Source organism: Glaciibacter kafniensis (assembly GCF_039538945.1).
Classification (GTDB): Bacteria; Actinomycetota; Actinomycetes; order Actinomycetales; family Microbacteriaceae; genus Cryobacterium; species Cryobacterium kafniensis.
On the sequence record NZ_BAABCN010000002.1, the window covers coordinates 345,747 to 359,997 of the forward strand.

A 14,251-nucleotide genomic window follows, 5' to 3' on the forward strand; every position below is an offset into this window, starting at 1 on the left:
AAATCCGGCGGAGGCATCGAATTCTTCGATGGCTGGGGAGTGAGGTTGGGATGGGAATTCGCCAGAGAGATGTCAATCCGCTGGACATCCGGATCGACCTGATGTTGCATTGAGAAAACACGCGGTCGGAGCCCGCACCCATGACTCCGCCGGCCGCGTCGTTCAACCTGAACTTGGGGGTGGTCGTCATCGTCGCCAGCCCCTCGCGTGCCCCGGCAGTTACGCCGAGCCGCAGTTTCTTCGGGGTGATCGGTGCGCTGCTCGGTGGGGCCGCGCTCAGCGTGGTCATCGCGCTCCTCGTTGCTGTCGCAGTATCACCGCCGCTTGCATTGACCGGGGTGGCCGCGGCAAACACCATCAACGACTTCGACAACCTTCCCGACTACCTGGCGATCGGTCCGCTGTCGCAGAACAGCAACATCTACGCCACCCGGAGCGACGGCTCTCCGGTTCTGCTCGCCTCGTTCTACGATCAGAATCGGATCGAGGTCGGGTCAGCTCAAATCAGCCAGTACGCGAAGGACGCCGCCGTCGCCGGAGAAGATCCACGATTCTACGAACATGGAGGCATCGACTTGCAAGGCACGCTGCGTGCCATTGCGACGACGGTCAGCGGCGCAGAGACGCAGGGCGGATCATCGATCACTCAGCAGTACGTCAAGAATGTGCTCGTGCAGAAGTGCACGACGCTCTCCACGCAGAAGGAGCGCGACAACTGCTACGACATCGCCACCGAGACGACCGCCGATCGCAAGCTCAAGGAAATGCGCCTGGCGATCGGTGTCGAGAAGCAATACAGCAAAGACCAGATTCTGCAGGGTTACCTGAACATCACTGGTTTTGGCGGAACCGTGTACGGCATCGAGGCTGCCGCCAACTACTACTTCGGCGTGAGCGCCGCGAACCTCACTTTGCCGCAGGCGGCCAGCCTCGTCGCCATTGTGAACAACCCCGTAAAGTTTCAGATTGACCAGCCAGACAGCACCACCAATGGTGCGGCCAACGGTTACGCGACAAACAAAGACCGTCGCGACTACATCCTCGGCGAGATGCTGAAGTACACGAAGATCACGAAGGCCGAGTACGACGCAGCCATCCAGGCCCCGGTCGAACCCGCGATTCACGAGCCGAGCACCGGGTGCCAGACCGCCGGCGACAGCGCATACTTCTGTGACTATGTCACCCACATCCTGCAGAACGATCCGACCTTCGGTGACAATGCCGACGCCCGCATGATGAACTTTCGCCGGGGCGGTTACGACGTCTACACGACGCTCGACCTCGATTTGCAAGCGGCAGCGGTCGCCGCGCTCCGGGAGAACGTTCCGATGACGTACCCGGGGTGGGATGTCGGTGGTGTCGTCACCAGCGTTCAGGTCGGAACCGGGCGCGTGCTTGATATGGCCCAGAACAAGATCTACAGCCAAGACCCGGCCGTGTTGGCGACCGGTGCCGACTACACGAGCATCAACTACAACACCGACTTCGACTCAGGCGGATCCAGCGGATTCCAACCAGGATCGACCTACAAGATCTTCACCCTCGCGGAATGGCTGAAGGAAGGCCACGCGTTGAGCGAACGCGTCGACTCCCGGGTGAAGGCAAACTGGGGCACGTTCCAAGACAGTTGCCTGGGGCCGCAGAACTACGACAGCGAGCATTGGTCTCCGAAGAACGACGACTCCTCGGAGACCGGCTCCAGCTATTCGGCGCTCCAGTCGACGATCCAATCAATCAACACGGGCTACATCGGAATGGCCAAGAAACTCGACCTCTGCGGCATCCGACAGACGGCTGAATCGTTCGACGCGCATCGGGCCGACGGGGCAGCGCTTGACCAGAATGCGTCGGCGGTGATCGGAACGAACGAGCTGGCGCCACTGACCGTGGCTGTGGCGTTCGCCGGCATTGCCAACAACGGAATCACCTGCTCGCCGATCGCCATCGACAAGATTGTCGGGCCGACGGGTACGGAGCTGCCGGTGCCGAAAACGACCTGCGTCCAGTCGGTGTCGCCGGCGGTCGTCGCCAACATGGACTTCGCTCTGCAGCAGGTGATGTCGAGCGGCACCGCTCGCCAATCCTGGCAGAACACGAGTCCACGCGTGCCGCTGATCGGCAAGACCGGAACAACCGACGGAAACAAAGACACCTGGATGAGCGGTGCGAGCACGGCTGTCGCGACGGTCGTCGCGGTGGTCAGCGTGTCAGGGGATGCCAACCAACGGGCGACCTACTTCGACAGCGGGCAGGCCGCCACGGCGCGGCACCGCATGTGGCCGATGGTGATGTCTGTCGCGAACGCGAAGTATGGCGGTGCGAGTTTTCCGGTGGGCTCTGCAAACTCGGCGATCAAGCCAGGCGGCTGAGTTCTCCGCGAGCAAAATTTCTTGCGAGCATCCCTAACGGATGTCGCCCTGGTGCCGATCGTAGCTGTCGAAGGCCCATGGATGGGCCGGTTTTTACCAGACCCACTCACGGAGGAAATCACTATGGGTATGCAGATCAACACCAACATTGCGGCGAACAACTCGTACCGCAACCTGTCCAACACGCAGAACGACCTGTCGAAGTCGCTGGAGAAGCTGTCCAGTGGACTCCGCATCAACCGCGCAGCGGATGACGCAGCAGGCCTGGCAATCTCCGAAGGTCTGCGCTCGCAGGTCGGTGGCCTCACGGTCGCCTCGCGCAACGCCCAGGACGGCATCAGCCTCATCCAGACCGCTGAAGGCTCGCTGACCGAGGTTCACTCGATCCTGCAGCGCATGCGCGACCTGGCTGTGCAGGCCGGCAGCGACTCGAACAACGTCAAGTCGCGCGAAGCCATCACCACTGAGGCCAAGGCACTGAACGACGAGCTCACGCGTATCAGCGAGACCTCCAACTTCAACGGCATCCAGCTGCTTGACGGCTCGCAGAGCTCGCTCAAGTTCCAGGTCGGTGCTGACGGTTCCGCCAGCAGCCAGATCGCTGTCGACCTCTCGGGCGCCAACGTCAAGTCGATCGCCACCACCCTGGCGAACGGCACGACTGCAGCGACCGGTTCTGAGTTCACGATCGCGGCCGTCGGCGCCATCGGCGGTCCGGCAACGTTCACCTCGACGACCGCTGCCGGCGTTCAGACCTCGGTCACCACCGGCGCTGGCTTCCCGGCTGCAGCTACCTTCACCAGCGTTGACGGCTACGCCGACGCTCTGCGTGCTGACGCCAACTTCTCGTCCGCCTTCACGGTTTCCGTGACGAAGGATGCGAACGGCGCCGGCAACGGCATCATCGTCTCGGCGAAGGACGGTGGAGTCGTTTCCTCCGCCACCCCGCCGGCCGGTCTTGCCGTCGGTACCGTTGGAGCCGGTGTCACCGGTGGCGTCAAGTTCGACACCGCCACCAACGCACAGGCAGCGATCACGCTGATCGACGCGCAGATCACCAAGGTCTCAACGGCTCGTTCAGACCTCGGTGCTTCGCAGAACCGTTTCGAGTCCACCATCAAGAGCCTCAGCGTCTCCAAGGAGAACCTGTCGGCTGCTGAGTCGCGCATTCGCGACACGGACATGGCCGAAGAAATGGTCAAGTACACCCGTGCGAACGTTCTGTCACAGGCCGGTACCGCCATGCTCGCGCAGGCGAACCAGTCCAACCAGGGCGTTCTGCAGCTCCTTCGCTAAATCTGACCTCGTCAGATTGGCCGGGCAGTAGCGCGGTAGACAACGGCTGGTGGTGTGCGTGGATGAACACAAATTCATTCGCGGGCGCCACCAGCCTTTCGCATCGAAGCGAAACAGAGTGCATAGAACGACACGTTCTGCAGAACAAACACTGAGGAGAATCCGGTATGGCGTCATCACTCGCAATTGACGGACTGGTCAGCGGGCTGGACACGACGGCCCTGATCAATTCGCTGATGAAGGTCGAGCAGATCCCGCAGACCCTCCTCAAAAACAAGGTCGCCTCTTCGCAGAGCTATATCACCGCACTGCAAGCACTGAACACCAAGTTCGCGTCCCTGACCGAGCTCGCCACCAAGTTCGCGAAGCCCTTGGCTCTCGACCTCAACTCGGCCACCAGCACGTCGAACAAGGTCACCGTCACCGCGACCCCCGGCACTCCAGCCGCCCAGCTCGATTTGACCGTCGGCGCCATCGCCCAGGCCCAGAAGTCAGTCACCGGCGCGATGACAGAGTGGCCGGAATCGCCGGCGGTGCTGACCATCACCGGCAAAGACGGCGTCGCGCACGAGATCACCGCCGATTCGCAGTCGCTCGACGACGTCGTGGCCGCCGTGAACACATCAGACGCCGGTGTCATCGCGACGAAGGTGTCGGTCGGCGGCGGCAACTTCCGCCTTCAATTCGCGTCGAAGACGATCGGCGAAGATGGAGCCTTCAGCGTCTACCAGGGAACCGGCACCGCCACACCGGTTGCCCTGACCGAGATCCAAGGCGCGAAAGACGCATCGATCACCATCTGGGCCGGCACACCCGCCGCCCAAACCATCACCTCGAAGACGAACACGTTCACCGATGTTCTGCCCGGCGTCTCGATCACCGTCTCGGCCATCTCCGTTGACCCCGTCACCGTCACCGTCACCCGCGACGACGAAGCGATCAGCAAGTCTGCAAGCGCCCTTGTCGATGCCCTCAACGGAATCTTTGCCGACGTCGTCGCGAAATCCGCTGTCACGACGAGCACGGATGCCACGGGAACGACGAAGACGACCGCGGGAGTCTTCACCGGTGACAGCACGGTGCGCGATGTGAATCAGAAGATTCTCGCTGCGGCGACGGAGCCCATCAACGGCAGGTCGCCGTCCGAGTTCGGCATCAGCATCACCAAGAAGGGTGCCATCGAATACGACGCCGCGAAGTTCAAGGCGGCGATGGCGAAGGACCCTGTCGCCACTCAGGCCGCGCTCCAAGTCATCGCCACGCGCGTCGCAGACGCCGGAAAGAGCGCGTCGGACAAGTACGACGGGGCGCTGACAAGCAAGATCACCGGCCAGGAATCAGAGGTCAAGGTTCTGGGCACTCAGGTCGACGACTGGGACCGCCGTCTGACTTCACGACGCGCAACGCTGGAACGCACTTATTCTGCGCTTGAAGTTCAGCTGAGCAAGCTCAACTCGCAGCAGAGCTACATGGCCTCGCAGCTCGCCGCATTGACGAGCAGCTGATGATGAATACGACAGTGAACGCGCAGCGCTCCCAGTACAACCGCGACGTGATTCTCTCGGCCACCCCCGCACGGCTCCTCACCATGCTCTATGACCGGCTGCTTCTCGACCTCGGCCGGGCCGAGGCCGCACAGCTCGCCTCGAACTGGACGGTTTCCACCGAGAACCTGCTGCATGCCCAAGACATCATCGCCGAACTCAGCTCGTCACTGGATGTCGACGCCTGGGACGGCGCGGACGGCCTGCTGGCGGTCTACAGCTACGTTTCGAACGCGCTGATCAGCGCGAATCTTGATCGCGATGTGGAGCGCACGCGGGAGAGCATCGCCCTGCTCGAGCCATTGCGCACGGCCTGGCACGAAGCGGCCGTCCAATTGCCGGCGCCGGTTGCGGCACCCGCCACCTCGACCAATCCCGACTGGGCACGTGGAAACCTTGGCATTGGCTGACCTGACGCGCGAGCCGGTGCAGAGTGATCCGCAGCCGGAACACGATGCCTGGAGTGCGCTGCTCGACGAGCTGGAAGCGAGTCTGGGGGAGGCGGCGCTCGGTGCCGCAGCGACAACGGCGCACGACGCCGACTCGAGCTGGAGTGAGCCCGCTGGACTCGGCCCCATTCCACCCGACCTCGTCGACCGTGCCAGAGACATCCTGGGCGGCCAACGTGAGTTGATCGCTGAGCTTGTCGGCGAACGCCGAGCAGTCGGCGAACAACTCGCTGCCCTGCGCCAGGTTCCGTCGCAGCAGGCTCGGGCCGTCTACCTCGACATCACGGGATAACCCGAACGATCTTTTCGCAGGGATCTTCTAACGCTTTCTCCGAATCAACCGATAGCAAACTGTGAGCACGGATCGCTCACTTCTTGGGCCACGGATCGGCCGCGTTACTCCATTACTACCTGAAACGGGTATGTCTTGTTCGATTCCGTGACCTCCGTTGCTCTGGGCAGCGCCCTTGACGGGTTGTCGGCGCGCCAGCGCGCCATCGCCAACAACATCGCAAATGTGAACACGCCGAACTATCACGCTCAGCGGGTTCAGTTCGAGGATGCGCTTGCGAAATCGGTCAGCGACGGCGATGGCCGCGTCACCGCCACGACTGCGACGTCGCTCGAGCCGACGCAGCTGAACGGCAACAATGTCAACCTCGACACCGAGACTCTCTCGAACGTCGATACGGTGCTGCGCTTTCAGTTCGCTTCGCAAGCGATCAACGGGCAATTCACTTCGATGCGTACAGCGATGCGGAGCAACTGATGACATTCGATGCGATCGGAATCGCCGGAAGCGCCCTGAGCGTGCACCGCAAATGGCTTGATGCGGTGTCTGACAACCTCGCCAACATCAACACGGCAACCTCGACGGATGGTGCGGCGTTCCAGGCGCGCTACATCGCGGTGCAGGCGGGTGAAGGAACAAGCGGCGTCTACGTGCAGGCCGCCGCCTACGGCGACCCGGAGGGGCGTCTGGCCTACGAGCCGACAAACCCGCTCGCCGACGCCGAAGGCTATGTGCGCTATCCGGACATCGACATGGGTTCACAAATGAGCCAGCTCATTCTTGCCCAGCGCGGCTACCAGGCCAATGCGGCAGTGGTCGACCGGGCCAAGGCCAGCTACGAAGCAGCACTTCAGATCGGACGTTCCTGATGACCATCGACTCCATCGCAGCAGTGACCGGTGTGAGCGGAACCGGGTCGCTCTCGTTTGTCGCCGAACCGCGTTCCACCGACGGCTCAGGCTTCGCGGCGTCACTCGCCGGCGCAATCGACGGCGCCCAGGCGCTGCAGGCGGAGTCGAAGACTCTGGCCATTCAGGCCGTCACCGGCGACCTCAATGACATTCACAACGCGACCATCGCCTCCTCGCGGGCCCAGGTGACGCTTGAACTTGTTGCAGCAGTCCGCAACAAGGGCGTCGACGCCTTCAACGAGATCATGAGGATGCAGGCCTAGTGCAACAAAAACTCTCCGCGGCTTTTTCACGCGCACAGGGGGTCGTCGGCGGGTTTACTGCAGCGCAGCGCACCGTCACGATCATTGGAATCGCAGTTCTGGTCTTGGGCGCGGTCGCGCTCGGCACCTGGGCGACAAAGCCGCAACTGACCCCGCTCTTCTCGGGGCTGAGTGCAGCAGACGCCAACACCATCGTTGAGCAGCTGCGCAGCGAGAAGGTGCAGTTCGAACTCACCAACGGTGGTTCGACGATTCTGGTTCCCGAAGGGGATGTCTATACGCAGCGGTTGACCGCTGCGGCAGCCGGCATGCCATCATCGTCGACCGGCGGCTACGCCCTGCTCGACGAAATGGGTGTCACGACGAGCGAGTTTCAGCAGTCTGTCACCTACAAGCGCGCGCTCGAAGGCGAGCTCGCCGCGACAATCGGGGCGATGAAAGGCGTGAAGCTCGCGTCGGTCAAGTTGGCGATCCCCGAAGACACCGTTTTTGTGTCGACCAAGCAAGACCCCACCGCATCCGTTTTCGTGGAGACGCAGAACGGCGTGACCCTCTCCACCGATCAGGTCACCGCAATCGTGCACCTGACGAGCGCGTCGATCGAGGGGATGAAAGCGACTGACGTCGCGGTCATCGACGCCAACGGCACTGTGCTTTCTGCCGTGGGCACCGGCGCGACCGGGTCATCGGACAAGCAGACATCCGCGTACGAGGGCCGCGTGCAGTCGGCGGTACAGGTCATGCTCGACCGCATCGTCGGCGCAGGCAACTCCACGGTTGCGGTGTCGGCCACGATCAGTTCCGAGTCGGCCGAGGTGCTGACCGAGACGTTCTCTCAGACGCCGGAGGTTGCTCCGCTCAGCCAGTCGCGCGACACCGAAACCTACGCGGGAACCGGTGGCACTGCGACCGGCGGGGTACTCGGACCCGACAACATCGCGGTTCCCGGCGGTGCTGCCGGAGATGGCACCTACAACTCAGAAAAGACTGTGCAGGACAACGCGGTGAACAAGGTGTCTGAAACGCGCACCGTTCCGGCCGGCGCCGTCGCTCGCCAGACGGTGTCGGTGGCGCTCAACAAAGCCGCGGCCAAGAATGTCAACAACGCCGATATCGTTGCCCTCGTCACTGCGGCGGCCGGGATCGACCCGGCGCGGGGCGATGCCGTCACCGTTCAGACCGTCGGCTTCAACACGGATGCGGCGACCGGCGCCAAGCAGGCTCTCGTGGCCGCTGAGGAGTCGGCTACCGCCGATCGCACCGCCGAGCTGATCCGCACCGGAATCATCGCACTCGCCATCGCGATTCCGGTGATGCTCGCCCTCATTCTCTTCCTGCGCCGCTCCAAGCAGCAGCGCCAGTCGATCGAGTTGGTTGAGCTCGACGGACTCGGCGCCGTGACCGAGGTTCTCGCCGAGGTGCCGCAGCAGGCGCTCATTCCCACGCCACCCCCCGTCTTGCTGCCGGAGCCTGAGCCGAACAGCATGGACTTGAACCGGCGTTCGATCTCCCAAATGGCCAGCCAAAACCCTGAAAAGACCGCTGCGCTCTTGCGCGGGTTGATGGATGAGAGGCCCGGCGCATGAGCGAAACCAAATCAGCGTTGACCGGCACACAGAAGGTCGCCGTCGTCTTGATGAACCTCGAGGGCGGCATTGCGGCTTCGGTGATGGCCCAGTTTTCTGAGGCCGAGGCGACCGACATCACCGCGGAGATCGTGCGCCTCCGTCGCGTCGATCCCGACGTGGCCGAGAGCACTCTCGCGGAGTTCAACGACATCGTTGCGCACGGACGCCTGGCCGCACGGGGCGGCACCGATTTCGCCACCGGTCTTCTCGAACTCTCCTTCGGCGCCGAGCGCGCCGCCGGCGTGATGAGCCGGGTGGCCTCGAACATGGCCGGCAAGGCATTCGAATTTCTCGACAGCGCAGAGCCCGGCCAAATCGGGAGCCTGCTCGACGGCGAGATGGCGCAGACGATTGCGCTGGTCGTCGCCCACCTCCGCCCGGTTCAGGCATCCGCCGTGCTCGCTGGTTTGCACGATGACCAGCGCACCGACGTGGCGCAGTGCATCGCCACCATGACCAGTGCCACGCCGGAGGCCGTCGCCATCGTGGCCACGAGCCTGAAGTCCCGGGCCGCAGCAGTGGTCGCGCCACAGAACTCGATGGAGGTTGTCGGTGGTGTTCAGCCGCTCGTCGACATCATCAACCGAGCCGATGTTGCCACCGAACGCGCACTGCTCGAAGGGCTCGACGCCCGCGACCCTGAGCTGGCCGAAGAGATTCGTTCTCGGCTGCTCACCTTCGCCGACATCGTCAAGCTCGAAGCTCGCGATGTGCAGAACGTGCTGCGTGGCTTCGACATGGCAGTGCTTTCCATCGCGATGAAGGGTTCCGCCGAAGCGGTGCAGCAGAAGATCAGAGAGAACCTCTCTGAGCGCAACCGCGAGCTGCTGGCCGATGAGCTCGAGTCCATGGGTCCGTCACGTCGTTCCCAGATCGAGGAGGCCAGGGCCGACGTGGTGCGTGCCATCCGCGAGTTGGAGCAGAGCGGCACAATCACGATTCACCGAAGCGACGAAGATGCCTTCGTTGAGTAGCTCCGCGTTCACCGCCGTTCGCTTTCCGACAATCCACAACGCGGATGCCGAGCGAGAGCAGGCGGCCGCCCGCCACCGCGGGCATTCGGCCGGCTATGCAGAGGGAATGCGCGCGGCGGAACGTGCTTTCGCTGTGACGGTCGCCGAGCACGAGGCCAGAGTTGCCGCGGAACGTGAGAGGGACCTCGCCACGGTTGCTGAAGCGGTGGCGGTGCTGACGGCGGCGGCTCACGCGCTCGACGCACGGCTGCTCCCGGTCATCACCTCCGTCGAGGATTCCCTCGCCGCAGCGGGCCTCGATCTGGCTGAGGCAATCATCGGCGCGGAGCTGCAGTCGGGCGAGACGTCGGCGCGTGCCGCGCTGCGTCGCGCGTTCGACCACCCGGATGTGCGAGAAGCCACCTCGATTCGGCTTCATCCGGGCGACCTTGACCTCCTCACCGAAGCTGACCGACGTGCCGGCGGTGTGGAACTCCGCGCCGACCAGAGCCTCGCTCGGGGCGACGCCATCGTGGATCTCCCGGTTGGCCTTCTGGACGCACGCATTTCTACCGCCCTCGCTCGGGCCCGCCGGGAGCTGGACGGGACGTCGCGATGACACTGACCGCCTTTCGCCCGCACCCGGCCCGGTTCGCCGCTGCGCTGCGTGCCGCTGCACCGGAGCGAGTCGGAATTGTCACCGCAGTGCTCGGACTGAGCGTGGATGTCGCCGGTCTGCACTGCGCTGTCGGCGACCTGGTCACGATCGGAGACGAGAAGCGCGTCGACGCCGAAGTCGTTGCCACAACTGCCGATGGCGTGCGCTGCATGCCGTTGGGGCGTCTCGATGGAATCTATGCCGGTTGTGCAGTGCGTTCCCACGGCCAGCCGGTTCTCGTGCCGACGGGCTCCGGCCTGTTCGGGCGGGTGCTCGACGGTCTCGGTCGCCCGATTGATGGCCTCGGCCCGCTGGACGTCGACCGGTTCGTTTCGCTCGGCAATGAATCACCCTCCGTCATGCTGCGGCGTCGAATCGACACTCCGGTGCAGCTGGGCGTGCGCGTGCTCGACACCCTCACCACTGTCGGTCGCGGCCAGCGGATGGGGCTCTTCGCCGGATCCGGAGTGGGAAAGTCGTCGCTGCTCTCGATGATTGCGCGCGGCACCGACGCTGAAGTGTCGGTCATCGCGTTGGTAGGGGAGCGCGGGCGTGAGGTGCGCGAGTTTCTCGAAGATGACCTGGGTGCAGAGGGACTGGCCCGCTCCGTCGTGGTTGTCGCGACGTCAGACGAACCCGCACTGATGCGATTGCGAGCCGCCTTCGTGGCAACGCGCATCGCTGAATCCTTTCGCGAGCGGGGAGCCGACGTCATGCTGATGATGGACTCGGTCACGCGCGTTGCGATGGCCCAGCGTGAGATCGGTCTGTCTGTGGGGGAACCTCCAGCAACGCGTGGCTACCCGCCGTCGACGTTCTCGGTATTGGCCCAACTGCTCGAACGCGCCGGCACAGGGGAGAACGGCTCGATTACGGGCATTTACACCGTGCTGGTCGAAGGCGACGACCACAACGAGCCGATCGCGGATGCCGCACGGTCGATTCTTGACGGCCACGTCGTTCTCGACCGCGCCCTGGCGATCATCGGACACTACCCGGCCGTTGACGCGCTCGGCTCAATCTCCCGAGTTGCATCGAAGGTCATCGCGCCGGAGCAGAGCCGCCTGGCGGAAGCGCTTCGCACGGTGATGGCGGCACGCAAGAACGCTCAGGACCTCATCGACATCGGAGCATACCGGCCGGGAACCAACCCGCTGGTCGATGCCGCCCTCACACACCAGGACGCCATCGAAGCCTTTCTACGACAGAGCATGAACGACTACACCCCCGCCGAGGAAGCCTGGCGCCATCTGGCCGGGCTCGTGGCGAAATTGGGAGGTGCCTGATGGGATTCTCACTGGCCGGACTGTTGCGCCTGCGTCACCTCGAGGAGGAAGAAGCAGGCCAAGCGCTCGCTCGTGCCAATTCACGTCTTGAGGAGAACTCGGCACGTGAGGCTCAGATTCGTCGCAAGCTCGGCGGTGGCGACGACGATGTTGCCAGCGTCGAGGTGCTGCGTGCCGTCGCCGCAGCGCGGGCGTCGTCCCGATCGATGCTCGCCGAGCTCGAAGCGGTGGGTCGATCGCACCGTCAGGCCGCCGACGAAGCGCGGGCGGCATTTTCGGCCGCTCGCACTCGGTCGAAGGGGCTCGAGCGTCTCGAAGAGAAACACGACCTGGCCGTCGCAGTGGCCGAACTGCGCACAGAACAGAACGCACTCGATGAAATTGCCTCCGGCGCGAGGACACGAAGCGAAGGAGCCGAAGGATGGCGATGATTGAGGCAGTTGCCCGAATCTCAGAGATTGAGAGTCGTGTTCTCGAGCTGACGGGCCGCACGAAGGCGGCGACGAATTCGTCGACCAACACTGCATCGGCCAACGCTGCGTCGTTCGATGCAGCGCTCGGCGCTGCGGGCGCGACAAACGGCACATCGAGCCTGACCACGACAGGTGTGACAGGAACGGGACCTGGTGTGAGCGGCAACGCGATCGTCGAGGCCGCGAAGAAGTACCTCGGGGTTCCCTACGTTTTCGGCGGTGAAGACGCGTCGGGTATGGATTGTTCCGGCCTCGTGCAGCGAGTGCTCGCCGACCTGGGCGTCGACGCCCCGCGGGTCGTCAGCACGCAGCAGTCGATGGGAACAGAGGTCGGTTCGCTCGCCGACGCGCAGCCGGGGGACCTGATCGTCACTCACAACGCAGACCACATCGTGATCTATGCCGGAGACGGAATGATCATTCACGCTCCCTATGAGGGGCGGAACGTCTCGTTGCAGCCCAACTATCTGACCGATGCCGACATCCAGACAATTCGTCGTGTCTCAACACCCTCGAGCGTCGCGTCGAGCGCGGCATCAACCGTATCGGGTGCTGTCTCCGCGCAGTCGGGCGTGTCTGCCGCAACGCTCAACAGCCTGATCACCTCGATGGGGGGCACCGCCAGCGCGTCACCGTCGGTCGCTGACCTCATTGCCGCGGCCCAGATGTCGATGTTCGCGGGGAGTGGCTCATGACCTTGACACTTCCCTCCACGCTGGGCCCCTCAACACTCACCCGGGGCGGCTCGCCGTCCACCGCGCCGTCGTTGACGGGCGCCGCCGGCTTTGCGGCGGTGCTTCGAGACACCGCGTCGAGTGACTCGGCCGGGTTGAACCGCGCAGAGGCCGCGCCGGTGGATGTTGCACCAGGCGAGGGCGCCGTTGTGTCGGCAGACGACGCGTCGGCAGACGAGACGGTCGACGATTCATCGACCGGCCCCTCGACTGACTCAGTGGTCGGCGGTACCGCTGTGCCCGTCATGCCCGCTCCTTCTGGCGCGGTCGCACCCGGTCTGTTCGACGGCCTTGGCGCAGGTGGTGGCTTCGGAGGGAGCGCACTCGTCGAGGGTTCGCAGACGGATGCCGGCGTCGTCGCTCCGCTCGGCACGGCACCTGCGGCCACGACACCCGCTGGAGCAGGGGGTGTTGACGGTGACTCGGTGGTTCCCGCCGCCACCTCGACACCTTCGACGCCTTCGATACCTTCGACGCCTTCGACACCTTCAGCGGGAGCGGCCTCGGCCGGCCTGGCCGCGTTGAGTACCGCAGGCGCGAGCGTTGCCCCCGCCGGTATTCGCCCCGCGCCGGCTGCGCTGACCTCTGGGCGGCCGACCGCGCCGGCGTCCGCAGTCGGTGCGGAGCTGGGTGCCGGTGGTGCAACCGGCGCCCCGAGCGATGCGCAGTCCGCGCCGGCGTCCGCCCTGTCAGCCACGACCACCGACGTTCCGTCCGGCACGCTCGCATCCGCTTCTGCGCCGGCGGCTGGTCGCGAGGTCACTGACTCCGATGCACCGGCGACGGCGCCGGGATTCAGCCCTGACGCACTTCCCGGTGCTGCACCAGAGGGCGTCCCTGCCGTTGGAGCCCCCGCTGATTCGACGCCGAAACCTGCCGTTGCGGACCCGGCGGTGCAAGCGGTCGCGGCGCCGACGAGCACCGGTCAGGCTGCTGCCGCCGTGCCCGTCGCGGCTGCCTCGGTTGCGGCTCCGGTCGCCCCTGTTCCACTTGCCGCTCAGGTCGCCACACCGCTGCTTGCCCTCGCGGGTGCAGTGGATGGCGAGCACACGCTCACCATCACGGTGACTCCCGACAACCTCGGACCGGTGACCGTGCGTGCGCATGTCGCGGGCGAACACGTGCGGATTGAGCTGTTTGCCCCGAATGGTGAGGGCAGAGACGCGTTGAAACAGATTCTCACCGATCTGCGACGCGACCTGGCGTCGCAGGGGCTCGGTGCGCAGCTCGACCTGTCGAGCAAGAGCCAGCCCGACTCCGGCGACCGGTCGGGATCGGAGCGTCATCTGCCTCACGAATCACCGGCACGAGGCCGACAGTTTGAGACGGAGCGACAGCCCCGCCGCCCGGTCAGCGGCCAGACGTCGATGCTCGACGTGCTTGCCTAACACACGC

At 64.5% G+C, this 14,251-nt stretch carries 15 protein-coding genes; all 15 read left to right on the forward strand.

Annotation, left to right across the window (positions count from 1 at the left end; genetic code table 11):
- Positions 1-140 precede the first annotated feature (140 nt).
- The 15 genes from ABD791_RS02110 to ABD791_RS02180 all read left to right on the forward strand — a co-directional run bounded on the left by ABD791_RS02110 (position 141) and on the right by ABD791_RS02180 (position 14,244).
- Entirely contained in the window at positions 141-2,369 is a 2,229-nt protein-coding gene (locus ABD791_RS02110; protein WP_345061811.1) for a transglycosylase domain-containing protein, read from the forward strand.
- 123 nt (positions 2,370-2,492) lie between these two features.
- Positions 2,493-3,665, forward strand: coding sequence for a flagellin N-terminal helical domain-containing protein (locus ABD791_RS02115; RefSeq protein ID WP_345061813.1), 1,173 nt, complete (start codon positions 2,493-2,495; stop codon positions 3,663-3,665).
- Positions 3,666-3,832: 167 nt separating this feature from the next.
- Entirely contained in the window at positions 3,833-5,170 is a 1,338-nt protein-coding gene (gene fliD / locus ABD791_RS02120) for a flagellar filament capping protein FliD (protein WP_345061815.1), read from the forward strand.
- A complete protein-coding gene (gene fliS / locus ABD791_RS02125) occupies positions 5,170-5,619 on the forward strand; it encodes a flagellar export chaperone FliS (protein WP_345061818.1) in 450 nt (149 codons plus the stop codon). Before fliD ends, fliS begins: the two co-directional genes overlap by 1 nt.
- Positions 5,597-5,950 (forward strand): hypothetical protein, encoded by a 354-nt coding sequence (locus tag ABD791_RS02130; RefSeq protein ID WP_345061820.1) that lies wholly within the window; start codon positions 5,597-5,599, stop codon positions 5,948-5,950. Before fliS ends, ABD791_RS02130 begins: the two co-directional genes overlap by 23 nt.
- Before the next feature lie 135 nt (positions 5,951-6,085).
- Complete coding sequence (gene flgB, locus ABD791_RS02135) at positions 6,086-6,427, forward strand: flagellar basal body rod protein FlgB (protein ID WP_345061822.1); 342 nt, start codon at positions 6,086-6,088, stop codon at positions 6,425-6,427.
- Positions 6,427-6,819: a flagellar basal body rod protein FlgC gene (locus tag ABD791_RS02140; protein ID WP_345061824.1), complete on the forward strand. Its 393-nt coding sequence runs from the start codon at positions 6,427-6,429 to the stop codon at positions 6,817-6,819. Before flgB ends, ABD791_RS02140 begins: the two co-directional genes overlap by 1 nt.
- On the forward strand, positions 6,819-7,124 hold the full coding sequence (fliE, locus tag ABD791_RS02145) for a flagellar hook-basal body complex protein FliE (RefSeq protein WP_345061826.1): 306 nt from the start codon (positions 6,819-6,821) through the stop codon (positions 7,122-7,124). Before ABD791_RS02140 ends, fliE begins: the two co-directional genes overlap by 1 nt.
- A complete protein-coding gene (gene fliF, locus ABD791_RS02150) occupies positions 7,124-8,710 on the forward strand; it encodes a flagellar basal-body MS-ring/collar protein FliF (protein WP_345061828.1) in 1,587 nt (528 codons plus the stop codon). The genes fliE and fliF overlap by 1 nt, the downstream gene beginning before the upstream one ends.
- On the forward strand, positions 8,707-9,726 hold the full coding sequence (gene fliG / locus ABD791_RS02155) for a flagellar motor switch protein FliG (RefSeq protein WP_345061830.1): 1,020 nt from the start codon (positions 8,707-8,709) through the stop codon (positions 9,724-9,726). The genes fliF and fliG overlap by 4 nt, the downstream gene beginning before the upstream one ends.
- Positions 9,719-10,324 (forward strand): FliH/SctL family protein, encoded by a 606-nt coding sequence (locus tag ABD791_RS02160; RefSeq protein ID WP_345061832.1) that lies wholly within the window; start codon positions 9,719-9,721, stop codon positions 10,322-10,324. Before fliG ends, ABD791_RS02160 begins: the two co-directional genes overlap by 8 nt.
- Positions 10,321-11,649, forward strand: coding sequence for a FliI/YscN family ATPase (locus tag ABD791_RS02165; RefSeq protein WP_345061834.1), 1,329 nt, complete (start codon positions 10,321-10,323; stop codon positions 11,647-11,649). The genes ABD791_RS02160 and ABD791_RS02165 overlap by 4 nt, the downstream gene beginning before the upstream one ends.
- Positions 11,649-12,080 (forward strand): flagellar export protein FliJ, encoded by a 432-nt coding sequence (locus tag ABD791_RS02170; protein WP_345061836.1) that lies wholly within the window; start codon positions 11,649-11,651, stop codon positions 12,078-12,080. Before ABD791_RS02165 ends, ABD791_RS02170 begins: the two co-directional genes overlap by 1 nt.
- Complete coding sequence (locus ABD791_RS02175) at positions 12,077-12,817, forward strand: C40 family peptidase (protein ID WP_345061838.1); 741 nt, start codon at positions 12,077-12,079, stop codon at positions 12,815-12,817. Before ABD791_RS02170 ends, ABD791_RS02175 begins: the two co-directional genes overlap by 4 nt.
- On the forward strand, positions 12,814-14,244 hold the full coding sequence (locus ABD791_RS02180) for a flagellar hook-length control protein FliK (protein ID WP_345061840.1): 1,431 nt from the start codon (positions 12,814-12,816) through the stop codon (positions 14,242-14,244). Before ABD791_RS02175 ends, ABD791_RS02180 begins: the two co-directional genes overlap by 4 nt.
- The last annotated feature ends 7 nt before the right edge of the window (positions 14,245-14,251 follow it).

Excerpts from the sequence above, each read along its gene's own strand:
- ABD791_RS02115 (WP_345061813.1), top strand. The coding sequence starts at position 2,493 with ATGGGTATGCAGATCAACACCAACATTGCGGCGAACAACTCGTACCGC.
- fliS (WP_345061818.1), top strand. The coding sequence starts at position 5,170 with ATGATGAATACGACAGTGAACGCGCAGCGCTCCCAGTACAACCGCGAC.
- ABD791_RS02165 (WP_345061834.1), top strand. The coding sequence starts at position 10,321 with ATGACACTGACCGCCTTTCGCCCGCACCCGGCCCGGTTCGCCGCTGCG.
- ABD791_RS02180 (WP_345061840.1), top strand. The coding sequence starts at position 12,814 with ATGACCTTGACACTTCCCTCCACGCTGGGCCCCTCAACACTCACCCGG.
- fliD (WP_345061815.1), top strand. The coding sequence starts at position 3,833 with ATGGCGTCATCACTCGCAATTGACGGACTGGTCAGCGGGCTGGACACG.
- fliE (WP_345061826.1), top strand. The coding sequence starts at position 6,819 with ATGACCATCGACTCCATCGCAGCAGTGACCGGTGTGAGCGGAACCGGG.
- ABD791_RS02175 (WP_345061838.1), top strand. The coding sequence starts at position 12,077 with ATGATTGAGGCAGTTGCCCGAATCTCAGAGATTGAGAGTCGTGTTCTC.
- fliG (WP_345061830.1), top strand. The coding sequence starts at position 8,707 with ATGAGCGAAACCAAATCAGCGTTGACCGGCACACAGAAGGTCGCCGTC.
- ABD791_RS02170 (WP_345061836.1), top strand. The coding sequence starts at position 11,649 with ATGGGATTCTCACTGGCCGGACTGTTGCGCCTGCGTCACCTCGAGGAG.
- ABD791_RS02140 (WP_345061824.1), top strand. The coding sequence starts at position 6,427 with ATGACATTCGATGCGATCGGAATCGCCGGAAGCGCCCTGAGCGTGCAC.
- ABD791_RS02110 (WP_345061811.1), top strand. The coding sequence starts at position 141 with ATGACTCCGCCGGCCGCGTCGTTCAACCTGAACTTGGGGGTGGTCGTC.